The sequence below is a fragment of the Microbacterium terrisoli genome, from assembly GCF_030866805.1.
In the GTDB taxonomy this organism is placed as follows: Bacteria; Actinomycetota; Actinomycetes; order Actinomycetales; family Microbacteriaceae; genus Microbacterium; species Microbacterium terrisoli.
In genome coordinates this window covers 531,553-546,230 of sequence record NZ_CP133019.1, presented here as the reverse complement: position 1 = coordinate 546,230, position 14,678 = coordinate 531,553, and the positions used below count along the sequence as shown (strand labels likewise).

At 71.5% G+C, this 14,678-nt stretch carries 12 protein-coding genes; 7 read left to right on the top strand and 5 right to left on the bottom strand.

What is annotated here, in order from left to right:
• Window positions 1–390: 390 nt before the first annotated feature.
• Window positions 391–636: a response regulator transcription factor gene (locus QU603_RS16475; protein ID WP_370655342.1), complete on the bottom strand. Its 246-nt coding sequence runs from the start codon at window positions 634–636 to the stop codon at window positions 391–393.
• On the opposite strand from QU603_RS16475, the gene QU603_RS02350 reads away from it, so the two are divergent.
• A complete protein-coding gene (locus QU603_RS02350) occupies window positions 635–3,253 on the top strand; it encodes an ATP-binding protein (protein ID WP_308492898.1) in 2,619 nt (872 codons plus the stop codon). The genes QU603_RS16475 and QU603_RS02350 overlap by 2 nt on opposite strands.
• 27 nt (window positions 3,254–3,280) lie before the next feature.
• Here the strand turns inward: QU603_RS02350 and QU603_RS02345 are convergent, their stop codons facing one another.
• Window positions 3,281–5,095, bottom strand: coding sequence for a 5-oxoprolinase subunit B/C family protein (locus tag QU603_RS02345; RefSeq protein WP_308492897.1), 1,815 nt, complete (start codon window positions 5,093–5,095; stop codon window positions 3,281–3,283).
• A 5-nt stretch (window positions 5,096–5,100) separates the two neighbouring features.
• Window positions 5,101–5,856, bottom strand: a complete 756-nt coding sequence (pxpA, locus tag QU603_RS02340; protein WP_308492896.1) for a 5-oxoprolinase subunit PxpA — start codon at window positions 5,854–5,856, stop codon at window positions 5,101–5,103.
• Window positions 5,857–6,020: 164 nt separating this feature from the next.
• On the opposite strand from pxpA, the gene QU603_RS02335 reads away from it, so the two are divergent.
• The 3 genes from QU603_RS02335 (at window position 6,021) to QU603_RS02325 (ending at window position 8,795) form a co-directional block, all read left to right on the top strand.
• Window positions 6,021–6,887, top strand: coding sequence for a spermidine synthase (locus tag QU603_RS02335; RefSeq protein ID WP_308492895.1), 867 nt, complete (start codon window positions 6,021–6,023; stop codon window positions 6,885–6,887).
• 91 nt (window positions 6,888–6,978) lie between these two features.
• Window positions 6,979–7,974 (top strand): ATP-binding cassette domain-containing protein, encoded by a 996-nt coding sequence (locus QU603_RS02330; RefSeq protein ID WP_308492894.1) that lies wholly within the window; start codon window positions 6,979–6,981, stop codon window positions 7,972–7,974.
• Window positions 7,971–8,795: an ABC transporter permease gene (locus QU603_RS02325; RefSeq protein ID WP_308492893.1), complete on the top strand. Its 825-nt coding sequence runs from the start codon at window positions 7,971–7,973 to the stop codon at window positions 8,793–8,795. Before QU603_RS02330 ends, QU603_RS02325 begins: the two co-directional genes overlap by 4 nt.
• Window positions 8,796–8,845: 50 nt before the next feature.
• Here the strand turns inward: QU603_RS02325 and QU603_RS02320 are convergent, their stop codons facing one another.
• Window positions 8,846–12,082 carry an ATP-binding protein gene (locus tag QU603_RS02320; protein WP_308493919.1) on the bottom strand — a complete coding sequence of 1,079 codons (3,237 nt, stop codon included), beginning with the start codon at window positions 12,080–12,082 and terminating at the stop codon, window positions 8,846–8,848.
• 141 nt (window positions 12,083–12,223) lie between these two features.
• Between QU603_RS02320 and QU603_RS02315 the strand changes: the two genes are divergently transcribed.
• Window positions 12,224–12,751 carry a hypothetical protein gene (locus tag QU603_RS02315; protein WP_308492892.1) on the top strand — a complete coding sequence of 176 codons (528 nt, stop codon included), beginning with the start codon at window positions 12,224–12,226 and terminating at the stop codon, window positions 12,749–12,751.
• A 45-nt stretch (window positions 12,752–12,796) separates the two neighbouring features.
• A complete protein-coding gene (locus QU603_RS02310) occupies window positions 12,797–13,285 on the top strand; it encodes a SprT-like domain-containing protein (RefSeq protein WP_308492891.1) in 489 nt (162 codons plus the stop codon).
• Window positions 13,286–13,396: 111 nt separating this feature from the next.
• On the opposite strand, the gene QU603_RS02305 is transcribed toward QU603_RS02310, so the two are convergent.
• On the bottom strand, window positions 13,397–14,080 hold the full coding sequence (locus QU603_RS02305) for a 2-phosphosulfolactate phosphatase (RefSeq protein WP_308492890.1): 684 nt from the start codon (window positions 14,078–14,080) through the stop codon (window positions 13,397–13,399).
• Window positions 14,081–14,110: 30 nt separating this feature from the next.
• Between QU603_RS02305 and QU603_RS02300 the strand changes: the two genes are divergently transcribed.
• The gene (locus tag QU603_RS02300; protein ID WP_308492889.1) at window positions 14,111–14,626 is read left to right on the top strand and encodes a hypothetical protein; all 516 of its coding nucleotides are present in this window, start codon (window positions 14,111–14,113) and stop codon (window positions 14,624–14,626) included.
• Window positions 14,627–14,678 lie beyond the last annotated feature (52 nt).

Here is a 14,678-nt window from a genome sequence, read left to right as displayed (position 1 = left end):
GCCCTGTTCAGGCTTCGGTTCCTTGTCGACAGGTGGCGTGCTCTCGTACCCGAACCCTGCGCGCCACACGTCGCCGCCCATCGGATCACGTTTCGCCGGAAACGCATCCCTCGGGACACAGCGGGGGCACACAGGCACAGCCGACCACCATATGAAGGCAGGGGGAACCAGAGCGCAACTACCAACTATACGACGAACGACGCGCCATGTCCAGCCGGATTCTTGACGAGTTCCCGATACTGCGGTATAACCCGGCGCCCGCCCTCGGCATTCCGTCGCGCCTCGGCATCCCGTCAAAATCATATGATCTCGACGCGGACACACGAGTTTTGCGTCAATTGGATGTGCACGCGTCGAACACACATGATTTCGACCAAGCGGGGCGGACGATCACGAGCGGACGAGCGCGATCGCCTGCGGCCGCGTGCGCACGCCGAGCTTCGCGAAGATCGCGTTGACGTGCGTCTTGACAGTCGCGACACCGATATAGAGGTGCGCGGCGATCTCGGGATTCCCTCTCAGCCCGTTGCACCCTGCGGGTCCGCGCTCGGATCCTGCGTGCCAGCACCGTAGCGCTGGAGCCCGCTCCGGTCCATAATGTGCTGAACGACTGGGGACTCGTGACTGGGGAATCATGACCGGGGAAACGTCTGTCATCCGCACGCCCGATCAGCGGATCCGCGTGTTCGTCAGCTCCACACTGCATGAGCTGGCGAATGAGCGCGTGGCCGCGCGCGCGGCCATCGAGAGGATGCGCCTGGCGCCGGTGATGTTCGAGTTGGGAGCGCGGCCGCATCCGCCCCGCTCCCTGTACCGCGCCTACCTCGACCAGAGCGACGTGTTCGTGGGGATCTACGCCGACAGCTACGGCTGGGTCGCCCCCGGGGAGGAGATCTCGGGCCTCGAAGACGAGTACGTCCTGGCACCGCCCGCGATGCCGAAGCTTATCTACGTGCGTCGCAGCCAGCAGCGCGAAGACCGGCTCGCGCAGCTGATCGAGCGGATCCAGCGCGACGACACCGTCGCGTATCTGCCGTTCGACGATGCCTCACAGCTCGAAGAGCAGATCGCCGCCGATCTCTCGTCGCTGCTCGCCGAGCGGTTCGAGCAGTCCCGTCGCACCACCGACGAGCCCGAGCCGGCGTCGACCGACCCGCTGCTGTCGCGGGTGCCCGTGCCCTACACGACCACGATCGGCCGGGAGGACGACATCGCTGCGGTGCGGGAGATGTTGACGAGCACCCGGAACCGCACCGTGAGCCTCATCGGCCCGGGCGGCGTCGGCAAGAGCCGGCTCGCGATCGAGGTCGCGCGGTCGGCGCAGGACCTGTTTCCCGACGGCGTCTATTTCGTTCCGCTCGAGGGCGTGTTCGAGGCCGAACTGCTGCTGCCCACCATCGCGCATGCGCTGGGCGTGCGCGACAACGGAGAGGCGGCGCTCGAGGAACGAATCTCGCGGGCCCTGGCCGATCGCCGCGTGCTGGTCGTGCTCGACAATTTCGAGCAGATCGTGGATGCCGCACCCGTCCTGGTGCAGCTGTACTCGGTCGCAGCCAGTGCCCAGTTTCTGGTCACGAGCCGCATCGTGCTGCGCATCCGGGGCGAACAGGTCCACGAAGTGCGCGCGCTGCCCGTGCCCGAGGCATCCGGGACCCTCGAGCGGGCCCGCGATTCGGCGGCCTGCGCACTGTTCGTCGACCGCGCGCGAGCGGCCGATGCGACGTTCGCACTCACCGAAGAGAATGCGGCCGACGTGGTCGCGATCTGCCGTGCACTCGAGGGACTGCCGCTGGCGATCGAGCTGGCCGCCGCCAAAGCGCGGCTGCTCACTCCGCACGGCATCGCCGAACGCCTCGACCAGAGCCTGCCGCTGCTGACGGCCGCGGTGCGCGACCTGCCCGAGCGGCATCGCACGATGCGCGCGACGATCGAGTGGAGCGTGAGCCTGCTCGCACCCGACGACCGCGAGCTGCTCGAGTCTCTCGGGGTGTTCGGCCGCCGGTTCACCCTCGACGCCGTCGAGGCGCTGTCGGTCGGGCGGCCCTGGGAGGGACGCGTCATCGAGGGCCTGGCCGTGCTCGTGGACGGATCGCTCGTGAGGCAGACCGACCTGGGCGGCCGGTCGGTCTATTCGCTGCTGACGATCATGCGCGAATACGCGATCGGCCGCTTGAAAGATCGCGGCGAGATCGCCGCGATGCGCCTGGCGTACGCCGACCACTATGCGGCGCTCGTGCGTCGGCTGGCGCCGGGGCTTCGCGGATCGGCGCAGGCCGACGCCGTCGCAGAGCTCGGCCTCGAGCTGCCCAACCTTCGCGGCGCGATCCGCCACCTGGTCTTCACCGACCGGCTCGACGACGCCGCCGACTTCGCGTGGAGCCTGCTGATCTATTGGTGGATCGCCGGTTTTCTCGCCGAAGTGCGGGTATGGATGCTGGAACTGCTCGGCAAGGACAAGCCGATCACCGCGCACAGCCGAGCAGTCGCCTGGTTCTTCGCCCTGTGGGGGCAGATGTGGCAGAACCCGTCGCAGGAGGCGGTCGCAGGACTCGCCGAATGCGCACGGCTGTTCACCGAGAGCGGCGACGAGGATGCCGCCGCCATGGCCGAGGCGGCACGCGCGACCGCACGGGTGCAGCTGCCCGATCCCGATCTCGAGACCGCCGAGACGGAGCTGCTCGCGGCGTTCGAGCGGCTGGAGGGCCTGGACAACACGTGGGCGCAGGGCATCACGCAGGTCTCGCTCGGACGCCTGGCGTGGGTGCGCGGGTCGCTGGATGACGCGCTGTCTCACTTCAATCGCGCGATCGACCTCGCAAAGGCCTGCGGCGACCTGTTCACGCTGTCGGTCGCCGGCAACCAGACGGGGCGCCTGCTGCTCGCGCAGCGCGACGCGGATGCCGCCGAGCAGGTGTTCGACGGCACGCTGCTCGATTCGGTGCACCTGCATTTCGACGAGGGCGTCGCCTATGGGCTCGAGGGGATGAGTGGAGTGGCCGCGCTGCGCGACGACCCCGAGCGGGCGGGACTGCTCTCGGCCGCGGCCGCCGCGATCCGGCATCGCATCGGCATCTTCGACGTCGATGCGTTCACGGTGCACCTGGCGCTGCTGGACGAACAGCGCGCCGCGCACCCGGCGGCGTTCGAGAGCGCCGCGCAGCGCGGCGCCGAGCTCACTCTGGCCGAGGCCGTCGCCCTGGCACTGCCCGAATCCGCGCGGGCCGAAGCGGCCGTTGCGCTCGCGCGCTGGTAGCGACCGGTCCGTTCGCCGTCGGGCGTGTCAGATCGGGCGCGCATGCCGGAATCGGATGCCGGTGCCCGGCCGCGCCTGCGCGAGCAGGTCGAGGCCCGCATCGGTCACGACGCCGATCACCGGGTAGCCGCCGGTGACCGGCCCGTCGGCCATCAAGATCACCGGGCCCGCGCCCGGCGGCACCTGGATCGCTCCCGGGACCATCCCTTCGCTGGGCAGTTCGGCGCCCGGCCGCTCGCGGGCGAGCACGGGCCCGTCGAGCCGGATGCCGACGCGGTCGGCATGATCAGTGACCGTCCACACCGCGTCGAACAGCGCCGCCCGCGCCGCCGCCGTGAACCAGTCGGCGCGCGGGCCGGGGGCCACGACGACCTCGAGGTCGTCGGCGGGAGGGACCGCCATCACGGGCTCGGCCGGCGGGATGGGCGTGGATGCCGCATCCCCCGTGTGCACGTCATCCCCTGCACGCAGCGCCTCGGGACCCACGCCTGCCATCGTGTCGGTCGCACGGGAGCCGGCGACCGGGCGCGCCTCGATCCCGCCGCGTACGGCGAGGTAGGCACGCGCGCCGTGCGCGAGCCAGTCCACGTGCAGTTCGGTTCCCGCCGGCCAGTGCACGGCCTCGTACGGGTCGGCCTCGTGCCCGCCGACGCGGATCGGCCCCCACCCCCCGGTGACGGCGATCCACGCGTCACGGCGCGCGAGCGCGCGCAGGCCGCCCATCGTGATCTCGAGGGCTGCGGCATCCTCTCGGTTGCCGACCAGACGATTCGCCGCGCGCAGTGCGCTCCGGTCGAGAGCCCCCGAAACGGCGACGCCCTGGCCGGCCCGCCCGGGCCGCCCCAGATCCTGCACCGTGGTGAGCAGACCGGGCTCGATGATGCGGAACGCCGGCTCCCCCTCCGCGTCCGTCGCGGCATGCGCGCCCCCTGCCTCCCCGCGGCCGCCTCGGCCGTGAGGGTACAACTCAGCGTCGAGGGTATGGGTATCGCCCGCACCTTCGTCGGCCAGTCGTACCCTCACAGTTGCGGGCTGGTCGTCGCCGCCGGGGCCGCCGGGGGCGGACAGGGCGGACGGGGCCGAGTGTGCCGCGCGGCGCTCGGAGAACCGCACCCGCGCGCCAGGCGGCAGCAGCACCGGGTCGGCGGCGTCGGGGTCGAACAGCACAGCATCGGTCGACCCGATCAGGCGCCACCCGCCGGGCGTCGAGCGCGGATACGCTCCGCAGAACCCGGCCGCAAGACCCACCGCACCCGGTGGCACTCGTGTGCGCGGGGTCTCGAGCCGCGGAACGTCGAACGGCCAGTCGTCGCTGACGAGGTAGCCGAAGCCGGGAGCGAATCCCGTGAACGCCACGGTCCACACCGCCGCGGAGTGCTGCTGCACGAGCGCAGCGACGCTCAGACCCAGCAGCTCGGCGGTCGCGGCAAGGTCCGGTCCGTCATAGACGATCGGCAACTCGATCTCGGTGGCTGCGGGGGGCGCGGCATCCTGCGCGGGCGATGCATCGAGCAGCTCGAGCCGCGCGCGCACGTCGGCCAGCGCGCCGCGCGCGGTGTGCACCAGCACCGTGCGGGCGGCCGGAACGATGTCGACGATGCCGGAGATGCGGGATGCCGCGACCCGCGCGCGCAACGCCAGCACAGCGTTGATCTCACGGGCATGGGCCGCCGGCGCGGCAGAAGCGGCGGCATCGGCCGAAGCGGCGGCACCGGCCGAAGCGGCGGCACCGGCAGAGTCGTCACCGGCAAAACGGGCAGCATCGGCACCCACGCCCGCATCGGCGGCCCCCTGCTCGACCTCGAGCAGCAGGCCTCGATCTCCGAACGGAAGGACGCGCATCGCGATCACCAGGGTGCGCGCACGACGATGCCGGCAGCGTCCAGCGCGGTGCGCACCGCGCGCGCCATCATGATGGATTCGGGAGTGTCTCCGTGCAGGCACAGGGATGCAGCATCCACCCGAACGGGCGTGCCGTCGACCGCCTCGACCTCGCCGCCGAGCACCAGCTGCACGGCTCGCGCGGCCACTTCGTCCGGATCGTGCAGCAGGTCCCCGGGCTCGCCCCGCGGCACGAGCAGGCCGTCGGCACGGTAGCCGCGATCCAGGAACGCCTCGGCGAAGAACGGCAGGCCGGCGGCGGCAGCGGCTTCGGCCAGCGCCGAACCCTGCGCGAGGATCGGCACCGCACGGCCGAGTCCATCGCTGAGCTCGGCCACCGCCTGTGCGACGGCTTCGGCCGTACTCGCGTCGGCCCCGGCGCGGTGATAGAGCGCGCCGTGCGGTTTGACGTACCGGATGTCGGCGCCCGCGCCGGCGAGCGCGTCGAGCTGTTCGGCCACCACCGAACGCAGCGCCACCAGCCCCATCGGCATGACCGCCCGGCCGAAACCCGCCCGATCCGGGTAGGACGGGTGCGCACCCACGACAACGCCGGTGCGCCCCGCGCGCAGGGCTGCGTCGTGCATCGAGGCGGCGTCGCCCGCATGTCCGCCGCACGCGATGCTGGCACTGGAGACCAGGGCGAACATCGCCTCGTCGTCGGCGGTGGGCACACCCTCGACGGTCTCGCCGAGGTCGGCGTTCAGGTCGATCACGTCCACATACCCACGGTAACGCGGGGCCCTGGCGGCGGGGTGTGCACAACTCCGGCAGAATCGCTCCGAATCGCATGCAGATCGCCCGATCCGGCCCTGGATGCCCCGGATCACCGGAGTTGTGCACCCGCGACGTCGGCGCCGACCGGCGAGGCCGGTACGGTTGCCCCGTGGGCAGGACCAGACAGCGCGCGGACGACGCGCCGCACGCACGACTGAGCGACGGGACGATCGCCCGCGTGATCCCGAGCCCCTTCACCACCGGGTTCGAGCTCATGGTCGGCGAGACCCCGCAGTCGCACGTCGACCTCGACGACCCGACCCACCTGCACTTCGAGTACGTGGCGCGCATGGGTGCCGTGATCGATGAACTGCGCCTGCCCGGCCAGCCGCTGACAGCGGTCCACCTCGGCGCGGGGGCGCTCACGATCCCCCGCTACATCGCCGTCACCCGGCCCGGTTCGCGCCAGCAGGTGATCGAGCTCGAGCCGGCGCTCTGGGACCTGGTGCGCGAAGAGCTGCCGCTGCCGCGCACCGCGACGGTCCGCGTCCGCATCGGCGATGCGCGCGAGGGGCTGGGCCGCCTACCCGCGAGCCTGACCGGCGCCGTCGACCTCGTCGTCTCGGATGTCTACGCCGGCGCGCAGACCCCGGCACACCTGACGACCGTGGAGTTCTACACCGCGGCATCCCGCCTGCTGTCCCCCGAGGGAGTGCTGCTGGTGAACGTCGCCGACGGCGCGGGCCTCGCGCACGCACGCAGCCAGGTCGCCACCGTGCGCGCCGTGCTCGAGCATGTGATCGTGCTGGCCGAGGTGCAGGTGCTCAAGGGTCGACGCTTCGGCAATCTGGTGATCGCCGCGTCGGCGACCCCGCTGCCCACGCAGTGGCTGCCCCGGCTGATGGCGGCCGGCCCCCACCCCGCGAAGGTCGCGCAGGGCCGCGAGATCGACGAGTTCGCCGGCGCTGCGGCACCGGTGACGGATGCCACGGCCCGCCCGTCTCCCAAACCGAGCACGTCGCTGTTCGAGCGCTGACCGCACCGCGCCGACCGCAGCCGAGAGGAGCGGAAAGCCGACGACAGCGCCGCGACAGCGGCGTGAAAGCGCACGTGCGAATGCTGAACGCATGACAACTCTCCACACCGACTGGGCCGTTGAGGCCGACGGGCTCGTGAAGGTGTTCGGGCAGAACCGCGCGGTCGACGGCGTCGACCTGCGCGTGGCCACCGGCACCGTCTACGGAGTGCTCGGTCCCAACGGCGCCGGCAAGACGACCACCATCAACATGCTCGCGACGCTCATGCGCCCGGATGCCGGCACGGCCCGGATCTTCGGCCACGATGTCGTCCGCTCCCCGCAGATCGTGCGGCAGCTGATCGGGGTGACCGGGCAGTTCGCCTCGGTCGATGAGACGCTCTCGGCCACCGAGAACCTCATGATCTTCGGCCGGCTGCTGGGGCTCTCCCGCGCCGAAGCACGGGTGAAGTCGGGTGATCTGCTCGACAGGTTCGGCCTGGCCGAGGCGGCCAAGCGCCCCCTGAAGAACTTCTCAGGCGGCATGCGCCGAAGGCTCGACCTGGCCGCATCCCTGCTCGCACAGCCGCCGCTGATCTTCCTCGACGAGCCCACGACGGGCCTCGACCCGCGCACGCGCGGCCAGATGTGGGACACGATCCGCGAGCTGGTCGCGACCGGCTCGACCGTGATGCTGACCACGCAGTACCTCGATGAGGCCGATCAGCTGGCCGACCGGATCGCCGTGATCGACCACGGACGGGTCGTGGCCGAAGGCACCGCCGATGAGCTGAAGGCGTCGGTGGGCACCTCGAGCCTGCTGCTGCGCCTGACCGACCCCGCCGACAACGCCGACGCGATGCGCGCCATCGAGCGGGTGCTCGGCGTGCAGCCCACCCTCTCCCCCGAGGCAACGCGCATCACGGCGCCGATGGCCGACGCCGATCGCGTCGCCGAGCTGCTGATCACACTGCGTGACGCCGGCATCCACCTCGACGAGATGAGCGTGCAGAAGCCGACGCTCGACGAGGTGTTCCTGACCATCACCGGACACGACGCCGCCGACCAAGACGACGCCGCCCTGCAGAAAGAGGAGGTGCCGGCATGAGCACCATCGCCGCATCCCGCATCGTGCCGGCCGCCGAGCGGCGGCTGTCCAACCGCACGAGCCTGAGCCAAGGCATCCAGAACACGTTCACGATGGCCTATCGGGGCCTCGTGAAGATCCGGCGCACGCCCGAGCAGCTGATCGACGTCACGGTGCAGCCCATCATCTTCACCCTGATGTTCGCGTACCTGTTCGGCGGCGCGATCGCCGGCAACGTGCAGAGCTACCTTCCGGTGCTGATCCCGGGAATCCTCGTGCAGACCGTCATCACGACCTCGGTCGTGACCGGCACGCAGCTGCGTGAAGACATGGACAAGGGAGTGTTCGACCGCTTCCGGTCGCTGCCGATCGCACGCATCGCGCCGCTGTCGGGGGCACTGCTGGCCGACACCGTCCGCTATGCGATCGCCACGACGCTCACGTTCACGATGGGCATCATCATGGGCTACCGCCCGGCCGGCGGCCTCGGCAGCCTGGTGCTGGCCGGCATCCTGGTCATCGCCTGCTCGTGGGCGATCAGCTGGATCTTCGCGTTCTTCGGGGTCATCGCCCGCACCGCTTCGAGCGTGCAGGGCATCTCGATGATCGTGCTGTTCCCGCTGACGTTCTTCTCGAACGCGTTCGTCGACCCGTCCACGATGCCGCAGTGGCTGCAGTGGTTCGTCAACGTCAACCCGGTCTCGCACCTGGTCACCGCCGTGCGCGAGATCGCCAACGGCACGGCGATCACCGGGGACGTGTGGGTGTCGCTGCTCGGTGCCGCCGTGATCGTCGCGGTGTTCGCGCCGCTGACGGTGCGCGCCTACATGCGCAAGGCCTGACCGCGCGCTGCCGGGTGAGGCTGAGGGGTGGATGCTGCAGCATCCACCCCTCAGCGCGTCACCGGATCGCCGAGCACGACGAGCGCCTGCGTCAGCAGCGCACGGCGGTCGAGGGTGGATGCCGCAGCCCGGGCCGCGGCGATCCGCTGCACACCGACGAGGGCGGTGGCCCGAGCGTCGTGCTCGCCGTGCCGCATGCTCGGCAGATCCTGCCGGGCCCCGAGCAGCTCCCCCAGCACGAGCGCCTCGACACCGCGCTCGACCAGACCTGCATCGTGCATCGCCCAGGACGACCACGCCGCCAGGACGGTTCCGAGCACGGGACGGTCGGTCGCGCCCCGGCGCATGCGCACCATGGCGAGCGTCCTGCCGCGCAGCCGGCGCGCCCACTGCGCACGGTTCTCTGCCGTGGTCAGCCCGTCGAACACCATCGCCGAGAGGGCACCGCCCATCGCAATGAGAAACCATGGCGAGCCGCGCAGGCGGGCAGACCCGAACTTCGCGAGAGCGCGCTCGAACTGCGCGGCGGCGGTCTGACGGTCTCCTTGGCCGCGGGCGATCTCGGCCAGACCGTACACGCCGATCGCGGCGGACTCCTGACCGTCTTCGTCCCTCTCGCTCGTGCCGGCCATCTCGGCGAATATCGTGCGCGCGAGCGCGGGCTCGCCCACCGTCATGACGTTCATCGCACGCAGCCAGGTCAGCTGCCGCTGCTGATCGACGGCGCCGAACGAGCCGTAGCCCGCGTCCGCACGATCGATCCACTCCAGCGCGAGGTGCGCCTGTCCGGACTGGCTGGCCAGCTGCGCGACGGTCGCGGCGGCCATGGCTGCGAACCACTCCGCGCCCGTCTGCGCCGCGAGGCCTTCGATGCGCAGGGCCGCCTCGAGGGCGCGGTCGATGCGGCCGTCGTTCTCGGCCAGTTGCGACAGGAGCGACTCTCCGACCAGACGCGTAGCCGGTTCCGGAGCCTCCCGCAGGGTGTCCAGCACGTCGAGGACGGGCTCGACGTCGCCGTTCGTCCAGGTCGAAACCGTCGCTGTGAGGGCCTCGGCGAGGGCGCCGACCACAGGGGTCATCTGCGGGCGGTGTCGGCGCAGCAGTCGCAGCCGGGCGATGAATCGCGCCGCGCGCAGATCGGCGCCGAACTGCGCGCCGAACTGCGCCATGAAGGCCCCGACCAGCAGCACCACGGCGAGCGCATCGGCGGTCACATCGCCTTCGCGGACCTGCCCGGCCGCGTCCAGCGCTGTGCCGACGAACGACGTCATCTCGGTCAGGGCACCCCGCACCATCCACGACAGCCCGAGCAGCGCGAACACCTCCACCGCCGTGGGGTGGTCGCCGCGATCGATCGCACGTCGCAGCGCCGCGATCAGGTTGTCGTGTTCGGCGCGCACGTCGGCGTGCGACGCGCGCTCGAACGCATGGCCGAGGTGGCTGTCGGCGAATCCGCGCGCCCAGACGGTCACGGCATCCCACGCGTCGTCGACGCCGTCCGGCTCGTCGGCCAGTCGCACCAGAGCGTACTCGCGGATCGTCTCGAGCATGCGGAACCGCACGGTCGAGGGCTCTTCGACCACGAGCAGCAGCGACTGCGACACGAGCCGGTCCAGGACGTCGTCGACGTCCGCGCCGAGCACAGCCGACGCGGTCTCGGCACTGAACCCGGCCGGCAGCACCGAGAGTGTGGCCATGGCGCGCTGGGCCGCGGCATCGAGCAGATCCCAGCTCCAGCCGATCACCGCTTCGAGCGTGCGGTGCCGCTCGGGCGCGGCGCGGTCTCCGCTGGTCAGCAGTGCGAAACGATCCTGCAGCCGCTGCTCGATCTGCTCGGGAGTCATCGTGCGCACGCGTGCAGCGGCCAGTTCGATCGCCAGCGGCAGCCCGTCGAGATGACTGCACAGTCGCGTGACGACCTCCGGGCGCAGGGATGCCGCGGGACGCACCGCCCGCGCACGCTCGAGGAACAGCAGCACGGCCGGAGAATCGGCGCCCTGCGCGGCCAGCGGCGCCAGTGGATACACGGCCTCGCCCGCGATCGCCAGCGGGGCACGGCTGGTCGTGAGCACGCGCAGCGATGGGACGGCCGCCAGCATGTCGGCCACCCATGCCGCGACGCCGTCGATCACCTGCTCGCAGTTGTCGAGCACGAGCAGCGTGGCCTGCTCGCCCAGCAGGCCCGCCAGACGCGCACGCAGGTCCGGCCGCATCCGCATGTCGGCCAGGGGCCCTCCCGGCGACGCTTCGCTGATGCCCAGCGCCGTCGCGACGGCCGGAGCCACATCGTCGTCGGCGCGCACGCCGGCAAGAGGGACGACAACCACAGCGGGCACGTCGGAGGCGGCCGCCACCGCCTGCGCGAGCCGCGTCTTGCCCAGCCCGCCGGTGCCCAGCAGGGTCGTCACCCGCGCACGCTGCAGCAGGGAGCCCACCGCCGCCAGATCGCCGGCGCGACCGTACAGCTCATTGGGGGCGGCGCGCACGCCGATGCGCACGCGAGGACGCAGCGCGGTGGACTGGGCCTTCAGCAGTGCCGCGTTCAGACCGGTGAGCGCCTGTCCCGGGTCGGATCCCAGGTCCTCGCGCAGCCGGGCTCGCAGCCGGGCGAACGCCTCGAGCGCTTCGCCCGTGCGTCCGGCATCGGCCAGAGCCCGCATGAGCTGCTCGTGCACACTCTCGTCATAGGGGTGCGCGTCGGCCAGCGCACCGAGCAGACGCGCCGCCTCGCCATGCCGGCCGGTCGCGCGCAGACCCTGCACCCGACGGTCGTCGAGGCGCGCTCGCAGCGAGGCGGCGGCATCCCGCAGCTCTTCTGCCACCGGCGCGGGCTGCACGTCTGCACCCGGTTCACCGCTCCACACGGCCGTCGCCTCGTCCAGCAGGGGCAGCGGGTCATCGCCGCGCGCGAGGACGTCCCCCGCAGAGGCGATCAGACGCTCCGCCTCGGCGAGATCGGTGTCGACGTCGCCCAGCGCATAGCCGCCGGGCGTGCTGCGAACGACGTCGGCGCCGAGCACCGAGCGCACGCGCGAGACGATCGTCTGCAGCGCCGCGCGCGGGTTCTTCGGCGGCTCGTCGCCCCAGATCGCGTCGGTCAAGGCATCCACCCCGCGACCGGAGCCTCCACCCAGCGCAAGCGAGGCCAGCAGCGCCCGGGCGGTCGCGCCGGTGACCTCGATGGCACGACCATCGGCGGCCTGCGCGACGATCGGCCCCAGCACGGCCACGCGCACGCGGCCGCGCCCGCGCCGGGCATCGTGCGTCACAGAGGCCGCCTCGTGCATCACAGAGCGAGCCTAGCGACCGGGTTCGGACCACGGCGACGGAGGTGTGTCGGCATGCGTCGCGATGTCCGGCGAGTCCGGCGCTGCCCCGGCGACATGTCGGGCACACTGGAGAAGGGTCGGGTGCGAAGGGAGTGGACGATGAGCTTTATCCAGGGGTATGACCCCGAGACATTGCGCGAGATCGTCGACCCCGTCCGTTGCCAGGAACGACTGGGCGAGATCGAGGGGCTGCGCAGCCTGCCCGACCTGCTCGAACGGGTGTGGCTGTTGAAGGTGCTCGACCGACTCGACGAGGCGCTGGATGTCGCCGAGCACGCCGTGCGCGAAGCGCGCATGGCCGGCACCCGCAAAGACCTGCTGCGCGCGCGCATCCTGCATGCCACGGTGCTGCAGTACCGCGGATCGTATGCGGCGGCCATCGCTGAGATCACCACGTGCGCCGCCGAGGCCGAAGGCCAGGGCTGGCCCGGCATCGCCGCGTTCGCCCATCAGCACCGCGGCAAGACCTACTTCGACGTCGGCGACTACGAGGCGGCGCGCGCCGATTTCAAGCGCGAGCTGTTCCTGCGCCAAGACGCCGGCGCCACCGAGCAGCAGCTGCAGTCGACCTTGCATGCGGTGGATGCCGCAGACCGGCGCCGCGTCGAATCCTCGATCGCCGTCTGAGCCCGTGCACGTCTTCGTGTCGTAGGTGTGTGCTTGTGTCGGGCCATGTCTGATCTGCAGAGGGTGCGCACCTGGGCGGACGCACTGATCACCCTCCATCTGGACGACTCGTGGTCGTTCGCGTTCGACAACGCCAAACGACGCGCCGGGCTGTGCAACTACACGCAGAAGCGCATCAGCGTCTCGCGCTACCTCGCCGCCCGCTATGACGACGACACCAATCATCAGACGCTGCTGCACGAGATCGCGCACGCGCTGGCCGGACCCGCCGCCGGGCACGGCTCGTCGTGGAAGCGGGTGGCCCGCGAGCTCGGCTACGTCGGCGGCACGACGCACGACGGAGAGACAGCGACCGAACTTGCCCCGTGGGTGGGAGTGTGCCCGGCCGGGCACACCGCGTACCGCCACCGGAAGCCCACTCGCCAGACCTCGTGCGTGAAGTGCGCACCGCACTTCGATCAGCGTCACCTGTTCACGTGGACCCACCGCGACATCACCCCGGCCACGCGCCTGGCCGCGCTGACCCCGCGCTGACCGGTTTCACCGCGAATCCCCTGTCTCAGCGAGCGTGACGGGGGCGAGGGCGCGCGGGGCGGGGGCGGGGCGCGGGCGGGGCGGGCGGGATCGAGGCGGGCGGGATCGAGGTCAGCCCGCGAACCGCACGAATTCCCCGGCGCGCAGCACGGGCACGACGTCGTCGGCGTCGATCTCAGCGGCATGCAGCACGTCGTCGCGCAGGCCGCGCTCGACCAGCTCCTGGCCCGATCCGCCGGCCAGCAGCAGATGCCGGACGGCGCCGCGAAGGGCCCGGAACGCCTCGCAGGCCACCGCCGCTTCGGGCGAAGAGTGGTCGATGCCGAGGTCGACGAGTGCCGCGACGACCGCCCCGGCCCCGAGCTGATCTTCGATCGCGAAGCGCGCGGATGCGGCATCCGCCCCCTCGCCCGCCGGAAGCACCGCCACGCGCACGCGACCGCCGCGGCGGTGCTGCTCGGCGAGGATCCACTGCGCGACCGCACGGGCGTTGCGCAGGCATCCCGCCACGACCACCGCACCGGCAGCGGAGGAGCGGTCACGGGAGCCGCCGCCGTCGGCGACGAGGGCACCGGATGCCGCAGCCGCCAGCGGCGCGCCGTTGACCGAGGCGCTGCCGGCCAGGGGCAGCGCGCGGCCTGCGGCTGCGGCATCCACCGCCTGTGTGCTCAAGCGCAGCACATCGACCACGACCACGATGTCGACCGGCGCGAGACGGGCCAGGCCATCGACGCCCCAATCGAGCGCGACCTGGAAGAAGGACTGATCGAACGGTGAAGCGGCGGGGTCGGACACGCCGAAAGCCTACGGTGCGAGACTCGGAGCATGCGCATTCTGCTCAAGTTCGTCATCGACTGCGATGCCGATGCCGCCTGGCGCGCGCTGCACTCGCCGCGAGCGGTGGCCGAGCTCTACGGGCCGCTGGTCACCCTGAATCCGCTCGCGCAGCTGCCGACCTCGTGGCGCACCGGCGACGACGGCGCCGTCGCCCTGTCGCTGGGCGGCGTGGTCCCGCTCGGGCGCCAGCTGATCGATGTCAGCGATCTCGAGCGCGAGCATCACGGGCAGCGCGTGCGCATTCTGCGCGACACCGGCATCCCGCTGTCGGGACCGCTGGCGGCCTTGGACGTCTGGGACCACCAGATGGCCGTGAGCCCCGCCGACGGGGACCCCGCCCGCACTCTCTGGCGCGACCGGCTCGTGATCGGCGGCGCCGCCGCGCCCGCGCTGTGGCCGGCGCTGTGGGCGACGTGGCAGTGGCGCGGCGCGCGCATCCGTGCGCTCGCGCCGTCCTGGGCGCACGACCCGCCCGCCCGTCCTCTCCCGGTCGAAATCATGTGATTTCAGCGGCAGCACATGCATTTGACGTCAAGGGCGTGTGTCGCCGCTGAAC